Below are 19,102 nucleotides of genomic sequence, written 5' to 3' on the forward strand. Positions count from 1 at the left end.
TATCGACAATATGACTAGTCCGGATCTCACTGCGCCGCTTTCAAGCGGCAACCTGCAGTTACCCAACCGCCTCTGCTTTTCGGGCCATGTGACCAATCTCTCCGACGGCCCCTTTCTCAGCGATCGCCACCTCGCTTATTTCCGGCAGCGACTGTCAGGAAACATTGGGATGCTGGTGAACGACCCGCTTCCCGTCCATCCTTCAAGCGACACCCTCAGGACCAAGTTGACCCTGAACGCTGAGACCACACAAAGTTTCACGGCTCTCACCAAGGCGTGCCAGAGCCACAATGTCAAGGCTGTCCAGCAGCTTTATCATGCAGGGGCTCACGGGTTTGCCAAGACATCGTTTCACCCGTCCTGGTCGCCGGGAGGCGCTCCTTCTCTTCACGATCAGGATACCAGCCACAAGATGTCCGGAGAGGAGATCGACATTCTCATCGAGAGCTTTGTCACCCATGCGCTTAACGCTCAAGAAGCAGGCTTTGACGGAATCGAGATCGTCGCCGGGGCCAATATGCTGTTTGAGCAGTTCTGGTCGCCTCTGACCAACCCCCGCGATGACCGTTGGGGAGGAACCTTTGAAAAGCGTATGACTTTTTCCACAGAGGTGGTGGAGAGAATCAGGAAAACCGTCGGAGAAAAATTTATTATCGGCCTGGTCATGACTTCCTGTGACGGTTACCCCACCAGTCTGTCCGATGAAGAGCTCGAGGCCATAGTATCCTACCATGACGCGCTGGGATGCATCGATTATTTCAGTTTTTCCATCGACGACGATTTGCCGGAAAACCTCGACCGGCAGCTTGACCGTATCGCCCGGTATCGTAACCGTATAGCCAACGGCTGTCTGCGCGTTGCCGGAAACGTCACCACCCCAGAAAGAGCCGAACATATCCTGCACCGTGGAGGTGCAGACTTTGTCGGCATGACCCGTGCGCTGATTGCCGACCCCTCGCTCATGGAAAAATATCGCAGCGGCGACCGCCAATCGATCCGCCCCTGCGTCGGCTGCAACCAGGGGTGTATCGGACGCAGGGCCCGCGATTACACGGTCGCCTGCCTCGCCAACCCTTCCGCCGGCCGCGAACTCCGATTTCCTGAAACGGTGCCGCAGGCAAAAGCCCCCCTGAAGATACTGGTTGCCGGAGGCGGTCTTGCCGGGATGGAGGCCGCTCGCAGTGCGGCCGAAGCAGGCCACCATGTGATCCTGGCGGAACGGGGAGAAGAACTCGGCGGGCAATGGCGGCTGGCTGGGTTGCTGCCGAAAAGATCAGCGTACCAGAAGCTGCTTGACTGGTACCGATACCAGTTTCAGCTGCTCGGTATAGTTCCGCTAACAGGAACGGAAATAAACCGCGACAAACTGCAGGCAAGCGATTTCGATCACCTGATCATCGCCACCGGCGCCGGACCGACCAAAACAGGATTCCAGCGCCCCCTGCCGAACAGATCGGTGCTGCCCGGGGTCCATTCGGAAAATGTATACCCGGTGGAGGATGTCTTAAGCGGAATTACGCCCCTTGACAAGACAACCAACGCGCGGGTGCTGGTCCTGGACGACATAGGGTTTCGCCAGGGAATCGGCACCGCCCTGTTTCTTGCAAACCTCGGTCATGAGGTGACTTTTATCACCCGCCACGCGATTCCGTCACCGGAGACCCTGTCGCTCAAAGACCACGAATGGCTGCCGGCAAAACTCACAAATCTCGGCGTAACCCTCTTGACCGAGACCCTGCTTTTAAGCTGGAACAACGGCGTGGCCGAGTATGGAGACAGCGCCTCCTCGGCTCCTCACAGCAGCCGGTTTGACTTTCTGGTTCTGGCGACCACCAACAGTGCCAACCAGGAACTGGAAAACCAGGTGGCAGAAACACCCCTCTCCTACTCGCTGGCGGGAGACTGCCAGGGAGCGAGAAAGGGCCACATGGCAATTTACGAAGGGCGCAAAGCAATCATGGCAATACATTGTGGAGATGACAAATGCTGACCAAGTTGCAGGCAGAAAATTTCCGGCCTGAAGAAAACGCTGAAACAATAGAATCATTACGCCACTGCACCACCTGTGGGATGTGCACGTCAACCTGCCCCACCTATCTGCTCAGCAACGACGAGCACGACAGTCCGCGGGGCAGAAACAAGATAATGCGGCAAATCCTCGAATCAGGCCAGGCGCCGACCGAAAAACAGGTGTATTACCTTGAGCGATGCCTTTCCTGTTTTTCATGCACCACCACCTGCCCATCCGGCGTAGGGTATAAAAACCTGATGGATTGGGTGAGACACCGCATCGACCAGCAATACCAGAGACCCTGGCAAGAGCGGCTGCAGCGGGAGGCGGTGCTGAAGATGATTCCCAGCCCCTCGCTTTTTTCCGCCGGCCTCAAGGCTGCGCGCCTGATCAAGCCGGTGAAGGGTATTCTGCCGCAAACACTCCGGCCAATGCTCGACCTCGTCCCCGACAGCCCGACCAAGCTCACCGCCGGGATCAGATACCAGGTGTTTGCCGCAGCAGGTACAAGAAAATACAGGGTTTCCATGCTGGCGGGATGTGCACAGCAGGTATTGAGCCCGTCAATAAACGACGCCACCATCAGGCTGCTCAACCGCCACCACTGCGAGGTAGTCATCGCCCACAAGAGCGAATGCTGCGGCGCACTATACGACCATCTGGGAAAAGAGGAAAAAGCGCGGGCGCAGGCAAGGCTCAACGTCGCCGCCTGGTACAAGGAGATGGAGCAGGGCGGGCTCGACGCCATCATTATCAACGCGTCAGGATGCGGCACCACCGTCAAGGACTACGGCCACATCCTGCGCAACGACCAGAACTGGCGGGAAAAAGCTGCTAAAGTAGCCGCTATTGCCAAGGATATTACTGAATTTTTAGCGGAGGTCGACCTCAAGGTGCAACCCGTTCCACCGCTGCGAGTCGCTTACCATTCCGCCTGTTCGATGCAACATGGACAGCAGGTGACCCGAGAACCAAAAGAGCTGTTGGCCAAAGCCGGTTTCACCGTGCTCAATGTTCCCGAAGGGTACCTCTGCTGCGGGTCCGCAGGCACCTACAATATTTTTCAGGCGGAAACGGCAAACAAGCTTAAAAAGCGCAAGGTCCGCCGCATACGAGAAATCGATCCGGACGTGGTCGCCGGCGGTAATATAGGCTGCATCGTCCAGCTTCTGGAAGCCTTGGAAATTCCGATGGTCCACACCGTAGAACTGCTGGACTGGGCCACCGGCGGTCCGCGGCCCGAAGTCCTTTCAACCCTGGGGAGTATAAACCGTGAATAACGACTTCAGACATTTACTGCAGCCGCTCAAGCTGCGGCATAAGACACTAAAGCATAGAATAACCATCGGTGCCCACACAACCAACCACTCCGAACAGGGTTTGCCGACCAAGCGCCATCTCGGATATTACGAGGAGCGGGCCAAAGGCGGCGCCGCCATGATCGTGGTCGAACCGGTGCCCGTTCATGCCACCGGAATCCTCACCAGGGGCAATTTTCGCCACGAAGACGATTCAATCATATCTGCGTTTCGTAAGCTTACCGACAGTTGCCACACCCACGGCACCGTCATGATCCACCAACTCTACCATGTCGGCGGTCACGGCGACGTGGCCAACTCATGGTCACCCAACTGGTCTCCGGGGGGATTCCCCTCCTACCACGATGGGGACGGGTCGAAAGCGGTGAGCGAAAAGGAGATTGAAATCCTGATCGACAGTTACGTGCAGGCCGCACGCAGAGCCTTTGAGGCCGGGTTTGACGGCATCGAGCTGTTCGGAGGCTACAACGCGCTGATCGAACAGTTCTGGTCGCCTCTCAACAATACCCGACAGGATCGGTGGGGAGGCAGTTTCGAGAACAGGATGCGATTTTCCGAACAGATCATGCTCCGCATTCGGGAGACTATCGGCGACGACTTCATAATCGGCCTGCTGGTAAGCGGCGACGACCTTATGCCCGAAGGACTCGACAATAAGGCGATCTGCAAAATTGTCAGCTACCATGACCAGCGCCGGCTGATGGACTATGTTACCGTAGGTACCGGCGGATATTTTGATTTTTCCCTGCTGATCCCCAGTTTTCTTCACGGAGATATGCAGGGGCCGCCGCTTGCGCAGACAATCAAGCAGCACGTCACCCATGCCCTGGTGCAGGCGGAAAGCCGCATAAAAACGCCGATTCGCGGGGAGCAGGTTATCGCCAGCGGCCAGGCCGACATGGTGAGCCTGGTTCGCGCCCAGATAGCCGACCCGCACCTGGCCAGAAAAACCGTGGAAGACCGAATAGACGAGATTCGTCCCTGCATTTCATGCAACCAGCACTGCTGGGGCAGGCGCCATCATGATTTCTGGATCTCCTGCCTGGTAAACCCATCGGTCGGCCGGGAGTTTGAAGGCGAGGGCGAAGTTATCCCAATAGCCGAGAATTCCAAGAAAATCCTGGTCGTCGGCGGCGGCCCCGCCGGGCTTGAAGCGGCCCGCGTGGCTGCGGAAAGGGGGCATCGGGTAACACTGGTCGAGAAGGAACAACGGATCGGAGGACAGTTCCGCCTGGCCGGATCACAGCCGATGCGGGGCGAGATCGGTCACGTCATTTACTGGTACTATCTCCGGCAGCTGGAACGGCTCAAGGTCGACCTTCGGCTCGGGGTTGAATTCGACGTGGACGACATCCTCGCTTTCGGTGCCGATGAAATTGTCGTTGCCACCGGATCCAGGCCGGCCATGGACGGCTTCCAGCGGGCCATGCCCGAACTGAAACGTCTGCCCGGAAGCGAACTGCAAAACGTCTATTCAATCAACCAGATTCTCACCGGCGCTGAAGAACTGGAAAAACAAGGCCGCAACCTCAGGATACTGCTCCTTGACGACCTCCGGGGATGGTGGCCCGCAAGCGGTACGGCTCTCTATCTTGGCCAGCGCGGCCACCGCGTGACGGTTGTATGTTCCGAGCCGGTGGTGGGACAGGAACTTGTGGCCTGCTATACCGACGGCCTGCTGCGTAAAGAATACAGAAAGCTCGGTATTGAATCCAGGACCTCCACCCTGCTGCTGAAATGGGAGAAGGACTGCGCAACCCTGGGTTCAACCGACCGCAGTCGCCAGTGGCAGGAAAACTTCGACGCGCTGGTTTTGGCAACGGCAAATAAGGCCGAAGACAATCTGGCAAACGGTCTGCGAGCGTCCCGGGCGGTTTTCCACAGCGCAGGAGACTGCGTCGCGCCAAGACGGCTGAGCATGGCTATCTATGAGGGACGACAGATCGGTCTGAAACTCTAATAAGAAAATTTTCCCAAAAAGCCGCCGACTGTCCCGCAAAACGAAAAGGTCGGCGGCCCTCTCCTGTTACAGCAATTTTCCAGTTTAAGGACGCCACCTTACCGCTGGCATTTTTCGCAACTTGTGGTATATGGCTGTACAACATCGACGGCTTTAATGGTGTACAGCCATTCATCGCCCATTTTTTCGTTTTTTCGTTTTCCAAAAATATCAAACATTTTTCACAATGGATTTTTTCACCCTTGTCGGAATCGCCGTAGCCCTCGCCATGGACGCTTTCGCCGTGGCCTTGGGGGCAGGCACCCTTTTAAACCCGGTAACGGGAAGACAACTGTTTCGTCTCGGTTTCCATTTCGGCCTGTTTCAGGGAATCATGCCCGTTATAGGCTGGCTTGCCGGAATCGGTTTGAAAAAATTTGTCACGGTATACGCTCCGTGGATTGCTTTTTCGCTTCTGATCCTGATTGGCGGGAAAATGATATATGAGGCACTGACCGACCTTGCAGAAGATGGTGAGCGCCGGGATCCTACCCGGGGGTTCACCATGGTTCTGCTCTCCGTTGCCACATCAATCGACGCCCTGGCGGTCGGCTTTTCCTTGTCGATGCTCGGAGTGGATATATGGACGCCTGCGCTCGTTATCGGCGTGATCACCGCGTCACTTACCGTTATCGGCATGCTCACCGGCCGTAAAATAGGCTCCATGTGGGGAGAAAGGGTGGAGGTGGCAGGCGGACTCGTATTGATCACCATTGGGGTAAAAATCCTTTTGCAGTCCCTGTAACAGGTGTTTTCAATTACCCTGCAAGGTGCTCGTCACCTCTCTGTCACCTCCAGACCCGACAACGATTCCACACCGCCCGGGTTTTCCAGTATCTCAGGCGTGTTAGTCAACAAATGGCCAGGAAATGGTTGTAAAATCGCCCTTCCTGATAAAAATCAATTGAAAAATTACGACGACGGTAGTAGTGTGCTCGCCTCTGATCAGGCAAAAAGAAAATGAGTACCTCTTTTCTTCACTCCTCCATAGACCTCCAGCTGTCTATCCATTGAGTTTTCTTTTCTCGTAGTTGTTTTTTCGTGGCGTATTTTTACATCTAACCGCCCGTAACATGGGCACTTCAAAGACGAGTTACGGATATGAAAGAAAATTATTCTCTCAATAGCCTCAGGGGAGACATTTTCGGCGGACTGACCGCCGGGATAGTGGCTCTTCCTCTGGCACTGGCATTTGGCGTCGCAAGCGGATTCGGTGCCGTTGCAGGACTGTACGGAGCAATAGCTCTTGGTTTTTTCGCTGCACTGCTTGGCGGAACTCCCACGCAGATTTCCGGGCCGACCGGTCCTATGACGGTAATTGTTGCAGCCGCAATCGCAACATTTCCGGACAACCCCTCCGCCATTCTCGCCATCGTATTTTTCGCGGGGTTACTGCAGATACTTTTCGGCTATTTCAAGGCTGGCACCTTTGTACGGTACATCCCCTACCCGGTAATTTCCGGCTTTATGAGCGGCATAGGGGTCATTATCATCCTGATACAGTTACACCCGCTGCTGGGCGCGGCTGGCGTCAGTTCACCGCTTGCGGCTCTGCAGAATCTCCCGCAGGCGCTGGCACATGTAAACATCAGCAGCCTGATGCTTTCCATTGTCACCATGGCCATCGTCTTTCTTACCCCGTCGAGGATTTCAAAAACCATCCCCTCGCCCCTGCTGGCGCTGCTTGCCGGGACCGCCCTGTCGATCATGTTCCATATGCCGGTGGCAGTGATAGGTGAAATTCCAACGGGAATACCCCACCTGAATTTGCCGCTTTTTCCCATCGCCCTGTTGCCGAAAATTCTTTCACTGGCGCTGGCGTTGGCCGTTTTAGGTATGATCGACTCGCTGCTGACCTCCGTGGTGGCAGACTCCATGACGAAAACCCAGCACAATTCAAACCGTGAACTGATCGGCCAGGGGGTCGGAAATATGGCGGCGTCCCTGTTCGGCGGTCTGCCAGGTGCCGGGGCGACTATGCGAACAGTGGTAAATATCAAGGCCGGGGGGACAACGCGGCTATCAGGTATCGTTCACTCGCTGTTTCTGATGACAATCCTGCTGGGCCTTGGACACTACGCAGCCTTGATACCGCTGCCGGTACTGGCCGGAATATTGATGAAGGTCGGCATAGATATCCTCGACTACCGGTTGCTCCGCATGGTACGGCGCGTCCCCCGGCTTGATCTCGCCGTCATGGTAGCCGTGTTCGGCATCACCGTTTTTGTCGATCTCATCGTCGCCGTCGGTGTCGGCGTGACCCTGGCATCGCTGCTGATCACCTACCGCATCACCAAACAGTCGCAGATTAACATTGAAGGCGTGCCAAGCGGGGAGTGGCACCGGGACCTGGAAAAAAGCCTCCAGGACGAAACGGGATACGGCATAAGAACCCTCTCCGTTTCCGGACCGTTCTTTTTCGGCACCACCGTAAAGATGCAGGAACACATCAGCAAACTGATAGGCACCAAGGTGGTCATCATCAACTGCCAGGACGTGCCGTTCATGGATCTGTCGGGCTATTACGCCCTGAGTGAGATGATCGACAGGCTCATCAATGAGCACATTAAGCCGATAGTAGTTGTCCTTGAGGAAAACGGGATGCGCCAGCAGATGATAAAGATGGGGTATGGAAACCTGCTCGGCCTGGACGGACTCCATACCGATTACAACAGTGCCCTGCACCTGGCCTGGGAATATCTGGAAGGATAAACGCAGGATATGTGTTTTTTCGCAAACACAGATCCTGCGCACAGACCTGACGCGCATGCTCGCGGATGAAAAGTGAAAAATCGCCAAATCACTGGCAATAGGGTACGTTACACAGTACTATCCTGGTGTATGACCTTGTCGATTCGATCTACAGGACTTTTTACATTCAAAAACTCGTCCACTTCCTCGCCATGCAACATATGCAGCAGACTACCGGTTCTTCCCTGGAACGTTCCGCCCTTATCGTGGCCACCCTCACTTCGTTTTTGGGTCCCTTCACGATTTCCTCGGTAAACGTTGCACTGCCGGCTATCCAGAGCGATCTGCAGATGAACGCCGTGCAACTGAGCTGGATAGCCACCGCCTACCTCCTGGCGGTGGCTATCGGACTTGTGCCGGCGGGGAAAATAGCCGACATCCATGGCCGCAAGAAAGTTTTTGCCACCGGCCTGGCTGTCTATACCGCCGGTTCCTTCATGGCTGTTTTCACCACTTCCGCACCCTTGTTCATAACCCTGAGAATAGTCCAGGGACTCGGGGCGGCAATGTTCGTCACCACCGGGATGGCGATTTTAACCTCTATTTTTCCCGCCAACCGCCGTGGCCGGGTGATCGGCATCTATGTCGCCGCCGTCTACATCGGTCTATCCGTTGGTCCCCTTGCCGGCGGCTTTTTTACCCAGCATTTCGGCTGGAGATCCATCTTCGTTATTCTGCTGCCGCTTGGTATTCTGTCGCTACTGCTGACCCTGAGCAAACTCAGGGGTGAATGGCGCGGCGAACCAGGACAACACCTCGACCTTGTCGGCTGTCTACTCTACGCTTCCACCATTCTGGCCCTGGTCTACGGCGCGACATTGGTCCCCTCGCCCGCCGGCCTGTCACTGTCGGCCTGCGGTATCGTCCTCTTGTACATCTTCGTAAAGCATCAGCTACGTGTTCGTTTTCCCGTTTTCGACGTCAAGCTCTTTGCCCAAAACAAGACTTTCGCCTTCTCAAGCCTGGCCGCCTTGCTCCACTATTCTGCCACATTTGCCGTGACCTTCCTGATGAGCCTCTACCTCCAGTACATCAAGGAGATGTCTCCGCAGACCGCAGGCAGCGTGCTGATGGCCCAGCCGATCATGATGGCAATATTGTCACCCCTGGCGGGGCGGATCGCCGATCGGCTGGAACCGCGCCTGCTTGCCACGGCGGGAATGATTGTTACCGTTGTCAGCGTGGCGATGTTTATCGGTCTTTCCCCTGCCACCAGCCTTTACGCGATTATCGCCAACCTGATCCTGCTGGGCACAGGTTTTGCTTTTTTCAGTTCCCCGAACATGAGTGCCATAATGGGAGCCGTGGAAAAAAGACATTACGGCCTTGCCTCCGGAACGGTGGCGACAATGCGGCTGCTGGGCCAGATGTTGAGCATGGCCGTAGCCACTGTGGTCCTGGCTGTTCTGATCGGCAGAGAAGCTATTACCCCCGACAACTACAACCTTTTTCTCCAGTCCGTTCATACCGTATTTACCATCTCCGCCCTGTTTTGCCTTTCAGGTGTCTACTTCTCATGGTTCAGGGGCGCAGTCCTGCACCAACCGTGGGAAAACGGCGACAATGGCAGGTAAACGAAGGATGATTCACTGGCGCTGCTGTTCCGGAACCGGTATTCTGAGGGTTTTTATACGCTCGCGGGCAAAATTGTATTCGAACCAGTCATCGAGAAAGGATTCCAGCGCTTCCTTATAATGGTTGATCGCCTTGTCCCTCTCACCGCCGCCCTCCTCCCAGAACCCCAGGTAGGTGAATGCGGTCAGCAATTTTTCCGGAGATTCCCCGGCCATGGTGCGCAGGGCGGTTTCGCTTTCCTTGCCCAGCAGGCAGTCGACGATGGTGATAAACCAGTCCTCCGTGGTCTGTCGCTGATACCGCTCAAGATACTGGCGCGCCTCGTCTTCCTTGCCCTGCTTTTTCATGATACCCGCTTCAAGCAGTTCCATCCCCAGGCGACGTGCATTTTCCCGCCCGGGACTCAGCAAAAACGAACGGGCATAATCGAGCGCACTCTCCCATCGCCCGCCGCCGCCGTAAGCATAGGCCAACGCCGCCAGCAGAGATCGGTTGGACGGCATTAAACTGATCATTTTTTCAAGCAGGGCAAGCCGCTGGTCAAGCCCGGCAGCTCCGCCGCCGATGCTTAAGACAAAAGGTTCCAGTTGTTCCTCTATTTTTTGCTTGGTCCTGTAATCTTCTTTCACCTGCAGCCGGAATTCTTCCAGTTCGGCGTTATACGACGCCCACTGCTCCTTGGTCCGCAGAGATGCCCGCTGCAGTTTCTGCAGCTGGGACAACCGAGCCCTGGCGAGAAACAGCACCCAGCTGTCAAGCTCGGCCGACAACACCGACTCCTTGAGCAGCCGCCGTGCCTGGGCCATTCTGCCGCTTTTTTCCATGCGCAGGGCAACCACGTAGTGTAACCAACTCCTTTCATCGTCGTCATACCAGCCTTCAAGAGCCGTCTGCTCATCGATATCGCCCTTAAGTACCGCTGCGAGATACCCCTGGAACTCCGCCGCCGATTGCCAGTTGAGCTGGAGCAGATGACGGCCATGAGGTCCAGAAGTTGTCATTCCGGTCAGCCAGTCGATCAGGTAAAGCATCAGCCGGGCCTGGTAATCTTCGCCGTCGATGGACAGGGCCTGGGCAAAACGTTTTTTTGCCTGGCGGTAGTCGCCGACACAGAAATGCATCATGGCGGCGGCGGTCACAAGAGACGGCTGCATATTTTCCTTCAGCGCTTTCTCGGCTTCCTGCACGGCCTGGGCCCATTGGCTCTCTTCAGCCTTCTCGCGGATCTCCAACACCTTTTTCTGCGCCGAAAAATCGACAAGGCCGTTCCATTTGACATGGCCGGTCTTCAACTCGCCAAGCAGGCTGACCGCATTGGTGATCGGCATGACCATACCCAGATCCCACATCGGCGTGCCAATTGATCTCCCGCCCGGTAGCCAGTCCATGGCGACTCCAGCGACAATGCCGATCACATATCCCCGTGAATCGATAATCGGCCCGCCGCTGTTGCCTCCGTATATTGAGGCGTCGATGTGAATCAGGTTTTCAAAAGTCCGTCGGACGTGTCCCGCAGTAACACTGACATTTACAATGTCCGCCTGGGTTCTCCTGCCCAGCGGAAAGCCGAGGGCGATAACCGGCGACATCCGCGGAATTTTCTGAGGATCCATATCCGGCGCCAGCGGGAGCGATTGCAGGCCCTCGGGCACATGGTCGATTTTCAGCACCGCGAAATCATCCCGCAACGGGGAGGTTATCAGCTGCCTGGTCTGCAGGGGCGGCTTTGCGACACCGGCAATGGACAGGTACGGCTCGCCATCAGTCCTGAATGCTGTTTCAACCGAAAAAATATCCGTCAGTTCCGGACTCTCCAGCATTCGCGCCCCGCGGTTAAATGCCTTTTGCCCATCGAACCATAAAAAGATCCGATAGCCGAACTTCGGTTGCATCCCGCGGAGGCGCAGCTGGCCGACTGCGCCTAAAAAGGTCGGGTCCTCAAGCCAGGGGCAGACGACATGCCGGCCGGTGAGGAGATATCCTCCCGCATCCGCGAGAAACGCCGTACCTTCGGCAACATTTGAGTAATACCTAATATTATCCACCTCAACCCAGTACTCGGTAACCAGGAAAGCCACAGACGGCGCATAGCGGTTGGCGTATTGCTCGAGAACCACAGAGGTATCCTCCGGCCGCTGCCCAAGCCGATACCAGGAGAATACCCCGAAAACGCAGAGCAGCACCACGGCCAGCCCGAGCAGCTTGACCATTTTGCTCAATCGCACCATAGAGCGCACCGGTGCCGATGGTTCCACCTGGCCGCCCTCCGGCGTCAAATCGGAACAGCTTTTTTTTATCCGGGCCAGCGACGCCGCCACCTCGTCCATGGAATGGGGACGGATATCCGGATCGTCGGCGAGCATGACCTTGAGCAACACCTCCAGCTCTCCAGGCAGGTCAAGTTCATCGATTTTGCCAAGATAGTTGTCGATCTCCAGATCGGCGGTCAAAAGCTCGACAAATATTTTTCCAAGAGACCAGATATCGGTCTGGAAATCGAACGGCCGCTGATTGACAATGTCCGGATGACTGCCCAGCAGTTTCTTCAACATCGGTCCCGGCCTGTCGAGCTTTGGATCGAAGAATCTCGACAGTTTGTAGTCGATCTTTACGTTGAGTTGTTTCGAATCGTCCCTGACGATAATGATATCGTTTAAAATCAGGTGGGGAATTATGTGGCCCTGTTGGTGAAGCTGGGCAAGTATCGTTGCCATCCTGTGAAACAGGTCTATGCAGGTCGCCAGGCTGGAGAGACGACCGGACGCCAGCAGCGAGCCCCAGCTCTCGGAGTTGATCCATTCACTGGTTCGGTACCACAGACCGTCCGATGATTTGCGAATGGCATAGTGGTTGACGAATCCTTCCGGCGGCAGCTTTTTCAACTCCTCCAGCTCAGCTTCCAGCCGGTTAGCCACCTCTGCGTCGACCCCCGCCTGGTCCGTGAACAGGCGGATCATCACCAGCTCCTGGGTGCGTTCCCGAATTGCCCGGCACAGAAGACTGGCATGTCCTTCATGAAGGATATCGACAATGCGGTAATCATCGATATATTTCCGGCCTGCAACGATGGAACTACCGCAGGAAGGACAGGTAGTAATCTCTTCAGCCACCGGCTGGTCGCATTTCGGGCACAGTTTCATGATTGTTCTCTACAACAGCGAAAAATGAAAATTATATACGGATATTGAACACCTTTGCCACATATGAGCGTTTTCCGATACTGGTTTTATTATACCTGAATTGTTCTTTCAGTTACCAGCAACATTACAATTCAATATAGACTCGTTAAAATGCAAAACCGTGGTCGCCAGGGTATAAGATTTTCCCGCAATCGTTTGTAAAACATCCCGCTGCCATGAGATAATAGTGGATGTCAGGTGAACAGCAGGAGGTTTTGCTCTCTTTTGAGTATCGCAGCACCAGAAGCTGGAGGTGTTACAGAAAAAATGAAGGTTTTTTTTCATCCGCGTTTCTACGACCAGTACACATCCGATCCCGTCGCCGAAACAGGTAGAATGGAAGCAATCGTCCTGGCGATCATGGATCACGTCGAGCTATGTGAGTGCATGGCGGCAACCGAGGGGGACCTGCTTGCCGCCCACACCCATGATCATATAGAAAGGGTCAGACGCCACGGATTGTACGAAATAGCTGCCCTGGCAGCAGGCGGAGCTGTCCAGGCTGCAAAAGCCGGGATGAAAGAGCCGAGTTTTGCCCTGGTAAGACCGCCGGGCCATCACGCCTCAGGTGACAGCTGCTGGGGCTTTTGTTATTTCAACAATATGGCCGTCGCCCTCTACCGGGCAAAAGCAGAGCAACTGATCGAAAAGGCTTTCATCCTCGACTTCGACATGCACTACGGAGATGGCAATGTCAACATCCTGGAAGGCGAGAGCTGGGTGGAGATCCTCAACCCCGAGGCAAAAAACCGCGGGGACTATCTCGACGAGGTAAAATACGCACTTGAAAACAGCAGGGCCGATATCTATGCGGTATCGGCGGGGTTTGACAACCACGTAAACGACTGGGGCGGACTGCTGTACAGGAAGGATTACCGCTTGATGGGGCAGTGGGTGCACCACGCCGCACGCCGGGGCCAGGGCGGTTGTTTCGGCATTCTCGAAGGCGGCTACAACCACTCGGTTCTCGGCGGTAACGTACTCGCCTTTCTTGAAGGGATGAAGCGGTGACCAGACGGGTGCGGGAAGCGGCATAACCGCTCCCCGCACCTGCTTTTGTCAACCTTTGCTGGCTATCGCCGCCCTTGCCGCCGCCAGTCTGGCCAGGGGCACCCGGAACGGTGAGCACGAAACGTAGTTCAATCCCAGCATATGGCACAGGGCGATGGATTTCGCCTCGCCGCCGTGTTCCCCGCAGATACCAAGCTTGATATCGGGGTTCGTCTTTCTCCCCTTGTCCACAGCGATGCGCATCAACTCCCCTACGCCGTCGCGGTCAATGGTTTCAAACGGATTTTCGGGAAGAATACCGCGCACCATGTACTCGATGAGGAAACCGGACTCAGCATCATCGCGCGAAATGGCGTAGGTTGTCTGGGTCAAATCGTTGGTTCCAAAAGAGAAAAACTCGGCATACTCGGCAAGCTTATCCGCGGTCAGGGCGGCCCGTGGAATCTCGATCATGGTCCCGAACTTGTAATTGATCTCGAACCCCTGCTCCTCCATGACTTTTCGGGCCTCTGTCTCCAGCAGCTGACGCTGCACCTTGAGTTCATTGCAATGGCTGGTAAGGGGGATCATGATCTCCGGCCGAACGTCACCGCCATCCCTGGAAACCAGGCACGCTGCTTCGATAATCGCCCTGACCTGCATTCTGGTCAATTCGGGGAAGTGGTTTCCAAGCCTTACCCCGCGCAGCCCGAGCATCGGGTTGTCTTCCCGCAGAACCTCCACCCGCTCGAGAACGTGCTCCTTGTTTCTTACCTGTTCGAGCAGGTCGTCTATGGCTTCAAGGTTGGGAGCATGCTGCAGCTGGATCTTGAGATCAGCCAACTCCTTCATGAGCGCAGTCTGGTTCGGCAGAAATTCATGAAGGGGCGGGTCGATCAGCCTGATAACCACCGGCAGCCCGTCCATCACCCGGAAGAGTCCGGCAAAATCCTCCCGCTGATACGGCAGCAGGGCCTTGATAGCCTCGCTTCGCTGTACCTCCATCTCGGCGAGAATCATCTTCTGCACCAGCGGCAGTCTTTCTGCCTCCATAAACATATGCTCGGTCCGGCACAGCCCGATACCTTCTGCTCCATACTCCCTGGCCCGTGATGCGTCTACGGGATAATCGGAGTTGGCCCATACGCCGAGAGTCCGGTACTCATCTGCCCAGGACAGAAGCTTCAGCAGCCACCTGTCCTTGACATCGGGATCCCTGGTTGGCACCTCCCCGAGAAACACCTCACCCGTGGTGCCATCAACGGAAATGAAATCACCTTCCTTTATGACCTTATCGCCTACCGTGATCTGTCGTCTGGTGAGATCGATATCCATATCGTCCACCCCAACCACCGCAGGTTTGCCGAACTGCCTGGCAACCAGCGCGGCATGGCTTGTCCGCCCGCCCCTGCTGGTCACAATTCCCTGAGCGGCAAGCATCCCGTGGACATCGTCAGGCCGGGTCTCCGGACGCACCATGATGACTTTCTTCCCTTCCTTTTTCCCCCACAATTCGGCCAGATCCGCATCAAGAGCCACCACTCCAACGGCTGCACCGGGAGAGACATTCAAGCCTTTAGCCAACAGCTTCGCCCCCACCGCCTCGCCGGTGGTGGGTTGGCGGTCGAATTGCGGGTGAAAGAAGAAATCGAGCAGCTCAGGGGTGACCCGCATCAACGCCTCCTCCTTGGATATAAGCCCTTCTTCCGCCATATCCACCGCAATCCTCACCGCCGCCTGGGAGGTTCTTTTGCCGTCCCGGGTCTGCAGCATCCACAGCTTACCTTTTTCAATGGTAAACTCGACATCCTGCATATCCCGGTAATGATTCTCCAGCAGCACCGCCACCCGCTCGAACTCGGCATGCACTTGCGGCATCTCTTTTGCGAGATCCGACAAATCCTTGGTCATCCGTATTCCGGCAACGACATCCTCACCCTGGGCATTGGTCAGGTAGTCACCCTCGATGTGTTTCTCGCCGGTGGTGCCGCTCCTGGTAAGCGCCACCCCGGTTCCGCTGTCATCACCCAGGTTACCGTAAACCATGGCCACGATATTCACAGCGGTTCCCAGATCGTGGGAAATTCCCGCAGCGTTGCGGTAATCTATGGCGCGCTTGCCGTTCCAACTCATAAACACCGCCTCGGTGGCCATCTGCAGTTGCGCATACGGTTCGGTGGGGAAGTGGTGGTGGGTATGGAACCTGAAAACATTTTTGAACTCTTCGGTGATCGCCATCCAGTGGTCTGCGGTGAGCTCGGTATCTGATTTCACGCCTGCTTTCAGCCGCATCCTGGTTATGATCTCCTCGAATTTCTCATCGGGGATATGCATCACCACGCTGCCGAACATCTGAATCAATCTTCTATACAGGTCATAGGCGACCTTGGGATCGCCGGTGCTCTCGATCAACCCCTCGACGGTCTCATCGTTCATACCTATGTTGAGGACCGTATCCATCATTCCCGGCATGGAGAATTTTGCACCGGAACGGCAGGAAAGCAGAAGAGGATTCTTCGGATCACCGAAACTCTTGCCGGTGGACGCCTCAATTTTTTTGAGCGATGTCAGCAGCTGCTCCCACAACCCTTCGGGAAGCTGCTCCCCAAGTGACAAATATTCGTTGCACGCTTCGGTGGTGATTATAAACCCGTCGGGAACAGGCACCCCGATGCGCACCATTTCTGCTAGATTAGCGCCCTTGCCACCCAACAACCCCCGGACACTGTCCCACGACCCGCCGACATATTTTTCCACTTCATCAAGTTCGGCAAATCTGTAAACCCATTTCTTATCCATGTGAAAATCTCCTGGAATATCTTTAATCAATAACACTGAACAATTTTGCATATATTACTGATCGACACAATACACAAACATAAGCCAAAGCGAAACAGTAGAGTATAAAAACTTTTACCGAATCATCTGTTTCATCGCGACGCGCGCTGCTCGCCTGTCGTGGAGCAGCGCGGTTTTTTCAACCACAAACCCCTTTCCAATAATAACGATTCGATATTCTGATTTTTTTTGGCATTAGCGGTGTTGCACCGTATACTAATATGGTGATCTGCAGTTGCGCCATGACCACCGTGTTCTGGTTACTCCGACCCAAAACAGTACCGACAGCCCATGACCACTACGCCTTTTGACAGCTGGACAGACAAATACGATCGCTGGTTTACAACCCCGACGGGACTGCTGGTAAAAAAATATGAAACCGAACTGTTGCTTGAACTGCTTAGCCCCGGATCCAATGAAAAAATTGTCGATGTCGGCTGCGGCACCGGAATTTTCACCCGTGACATCCTGGCTCTTGGTGCTGCTGTGATAGGTCTCGACCTGTCATGGCCGATGCTGGAACAAGCGGTTATCCTCAGGCAAACAGGAAACTTCTCCGCTATTCTCGGTGACATGACCCGCCTGCCTTTTGATGACAGCAGTTTTGACAAGGCGGTTTCCATGACCGCTATCGAATTTACCGACAACGCCCACCAGGCAATCAGCGAACTTTCCAGGGTGACCAGAAGAGGAGGCCGTATCGTCGTAACCACCCTCAACAGCCTCAGTCCATGGGCACAAAAAAGACGGCAGAAAGCCAGGGAAGGCCATCCCCTGTTTACAAACATTCATTTCAGGTCCCCCGGGCGAGCTGCGCATGCTCGTCCCGGAAAACGCCATAATCAGGACGGCCGTTCACTTTCAGCAGGACGCCCCGGTTGCACACATTCCCGCAATCGAGGAAAAAGGAATGAAAAACACCCTGATGACCGGAGCCTTTTTAGCGGTCCAATGGATCAACCCTTGACAGGGACAACAGATAGCCACAGGAAAACACAATGGATATAGTTTCCTCCACCAGCCAGATGCAATCCAACCCGTTTGTCATGCTGACGTTGATTGTCGCCCCCGCAATATTGACCAACGCCTCGGCACTGATGGTCATGAGCACCAGCAACCGCTTTGCACGCGCAATCGACCGCAGCCGCGAGTTATCGCGGCAGATAGGTGAAGCAGCTGGAATCGGCGATACTACACTCTCGGACAGACTGACCGGAGAATTGCTGCTTACCGAAAAAAGAGCGGTCCTGTTGCTGCGCGGCATCCGCGCCTTTTATTTTTCCCTGGGCGCCTTTGCCTTTGCCGCATTTATCTCCCTGGTGGGTGGAGGACTGGTAAGTATAAACGTAACAACGGCCAACCGCATCCTTGCCCTGACAGCGGTCATCTCGGTTTTTCTTGCTGTAGCAGGCCTGGTTACCGGATCATTTCTGTTATTTTACGAAACCCGGATCACCGTCGGCATCCTCCAGGACCGGATAAGGAGAATAAAACAACGCCGGGACGACCAGATCGGAACCGACGGCAATCCGGCGTAGATGGAACAACAGTGCCAAAATGTTCTGCCGGAAATCCCAATCACCCCAAGGCCGGCATAGATTTGTCTTCTTGACAGCAGATATCCTATTGAACTTCGTACCAAGGTCTGGTATCAATGTCGGGGATAGCGGAGGAGTGCCGGAGCGGTTGAACGGGACGGTCTCGAAAACCGTTGTGGGGGTAACTCCACCCAGGGTTCGAATCCCTGCTCCTCCGCCAAATCAAGATTAATCACAATCCAATGCAGTCCTAAAAATCATGCCCAATCGAAGAATTATCGGTTTTTCCATTCGGTATCGTCCAGTGATGTTTATGGCAATCCACCACTTGTTGTTGGTATAACTGTTGGAAAAAGTACGTGCTAACACGGCTTATACCACCAAGGTTCCTGGCCTTATACTCAAAGCATTCTCAGAGCCATAGATAGCATTGGCTCACCGAAAAAGGTGGAAACTATGGGTGAGTCCTCTCAACAAATTGACTGACGTCACTGTACGTAAAGCCAAAACCAAATCAGAAGAGAACAAAAAGAATATCTGACGGTGAAGACCTCTATCTTGAACTGAACAAGAACGGCTCCCGCTAATGGCGCCTTGCGTATCGATTTGCAGGCAAGCAAAAAAACGGTTCATCCGATAAAAGCGTACTTCTTCTCATGAAGGGCCATTATCTTGAGTTTGAAAAACTCCATATCTCTGTAACCATAGGCTTTTCTCTGCATCGTCTTGATCTTGTTGTTGGTCCCTTCAAGTGGACCTGTCGATAAGCAATCAAAATCGAAATAGGCCAGCTATTCCCGAGGTAAGTCTAAATCATTGAAATTGCGCCATTCGGTAAAATCATCTTTCGTAAACATTTAATATGAAGTATGAACTTAATCTATTGAAATAATGTGAAAAAT

At 54.8% G+C, this 19,102-nt stretch carries 12 protein-coding genes and 1 tRNA gene; 10 read left to right on the plus strand and 3 right to left on the minus strand.

The window, feature by feature from the left end; translation table 11 throughout:
• The first annotated feature begins 10 nt into the window (after positions 1 to 10).
• The 6 genes from BLQ17_RS16720 to BLQ17_RS16745 all read left to right on the plus strand — a co-directional run bounded on the left by BLQ17_RS16720 (position 11) and on the right by BLQ17_RS16745 (position 9,654).
• Positions 11 to 1,990 (plus strand): oxidoreductase, encoded by a 1,980-nt coding sequence (locus tag BLQ17_RS16720; RefSeq protein ID WP_092224921.1) that lies wholly within the window; start codon positions 11 to 13, stop codon positions 1,988 to 1,990.
• Positions 1,984 to 3,291, plus strand: a complete 1,308-nt coding sequence (gene glcF / locus BLQ17_RS16725; protein ID WP_092224923.1) for a glycolate oxidase subunit GlcF — start codon at positions 1,984 to 1,986, stop codon at positions 3,289 to 3,291. The genes BLQ17_RS16720 and glcF overlap by 7 nt, the downstream gene beginning before the upstream one ends.
• Positions 3,284 to 5,290 (plus strand): FAD-dependent oxidoreductase, encoded by a 2,007-nt coding sequence (locus BLQ17_RS16730; protein ID WP_092224925.1) that lies wholly within the window; start codon positions 3,284 to 3,286, stop codon positions 5,288 to 5,290. Before glcF ends, BLQ17_RS16730 begins: the two co-directional genes overlap by 8 nt.
• A gap of 226 nt (positions 5,291 to 5,516) precedes the next feature.
• Entirely contained in the window at positions 5,517 to 6,074 is a 558-nt protein-coding gene (locus tag BLQ17_RS16735) for a manganese efflux pump MntP (protein ID WP_092224927.1), read from the plus strand.
• Between the two features lie 356 nt (positions 6,075 to 6,430).
• Positions 6,431 to 8,041 (plus strand): SulP family inorganic anion transporter, encoded by a 1,611-nt coding sequence (locus BLQ17_RS16740; RefSeq protein ID WP_092224929.1) that lies wholly within the window; start codon positions 6,431 to 6,433, stop codon positions 8,039 to 8,041.
• A 125-nt stretch (positions 8,042 to 8,166) separates the two neighbouring features.
• A complete protein-coding gene (locus BLQ17_RS16745; RefSeq protein ID WP_245695206.1) occupies positions 8,167 to 9,654 on the plus strand; it encodes an MFS transporter in 1,488 nt (495 codons plus the stop codon).
• A gap of 12 nt (positions 9,655 to 9,666) precedes the next feature.
• Here the strand turns inward: BLQ17_RS16745 and BLQ17_RS16750 are convergent, their stop codons facing one another.
• Positions 9,667 to 12,795 carry a trypsin-like peptidase domain-containing protein gene (locus BLQ17_RS16750; protein WP_143005534.1) on the minus strand — a complete coding sequence of 1,043 codons (3,129 nt, stop codon included), beginning with the start codon at positions 12,793 to 12,795 and terminating at the stop codon, positions 9,667 to 9,669.
• Positions 12,796 to 13,101: 306 nt separating this feature from the next.
• Between BLQ17_RS16750 and BLQ17_RS16755 the strand changes: the two genes are divergently transcribed.
• Entirely contained in the window at positions 13,102 to 13,845 is a 744-nt protein-coding gene (locus BLQ17_RS16755; protein ID WP_092224931.1) for an arginase family protein, read from the plus strand.
• Positions 13,846 to 13,893: 48 nt separating this feature from the next.
• Here the strand turns inward: BLQ17_RS16755 and ppdK are convergent, their stop codons facing one another.
• Positions 13,894 to 16,623 carry a pyruvate, phosphate dikinase gene (gene ppdK / locus BLQ17_RS16760; protein ID WP_092224933.1) on the minus strand — a complete coding sequence of 910 codons (2,730 nt, stop codon included), beginning with the start codon at positions 16,621 to 16,623 and terminating at the stop codon, positions 13,894 to 13,896.
• Between the two features lie 330 nt (positions 16,624 to 16,953).
• On the opposite strand from ppdK, the gene BLQ17_RS16765 reads away from it, so the two are divergent.
• From BLQ17_RS16765 to BLQ17_RS16775, 3 genes are all read left to right on the plus strand, one after another.
• Positions 16,954 to 17,670, plus strand: a complete 717-nt coding sequence (locus BLQ17_RS16765) for a class I SAM-dependent methyltransferase (protein WP_092224935.1) — start codon at positions 16,954 to 16,956, stop codon at positions 17,668 to 17,670.
• Positions 17,661 to 18,200, plus strand: a complete 540-nt coding sequence (locus BLQ17_RS16770) for a DUF2721 domain-containing protein (protein WP_092224937.1) — start codon at positions 17,661 to 17,663, stop codon at positions 18,198 to 18,200. The genes BLQ17_RS16765 and BLQ17_RS16770 overlap by 10 nt, the downstream gene beginning before the upstream one ends.
• A gap of 130 nt (positions 18,201 to 18,330) precedes the next feature.
• Positions 18,331 to 18,420: transfer RNA gene (locus tag BLQ17_RS16775), tRNA-Ser, on the plus strand.
• A 409-nt stretch (positions 18,421 to 18,829) separates the two neighbouring features.
• Here the strand turns inward: BLQ17_RS16775 and BLQ17_RS16780 are convergent.
• On the minus strand, positions 18,830 to 18,991 hold the full coding sequence (locus BLQ17_RS16780; protein ID WP_143005535.1) for a transposase: 162 nt from the start codon (positions 18,989 to 18,991) through the stop codon (positions 18,830 to 18,832).
• Positions 18,992 to 19,102: the final 111 nt, after the last annotated feature.

The organism is Desulforhopalus singaporensis (assembly GCF_900104445.1).
GTDB lineage: Bacteria > Desulfobacterota > Desulfobulbia > Desulfobulbales > Desulfocapsaceae > Desulforhopalus_A > Desulforhopalus_A singaporensis.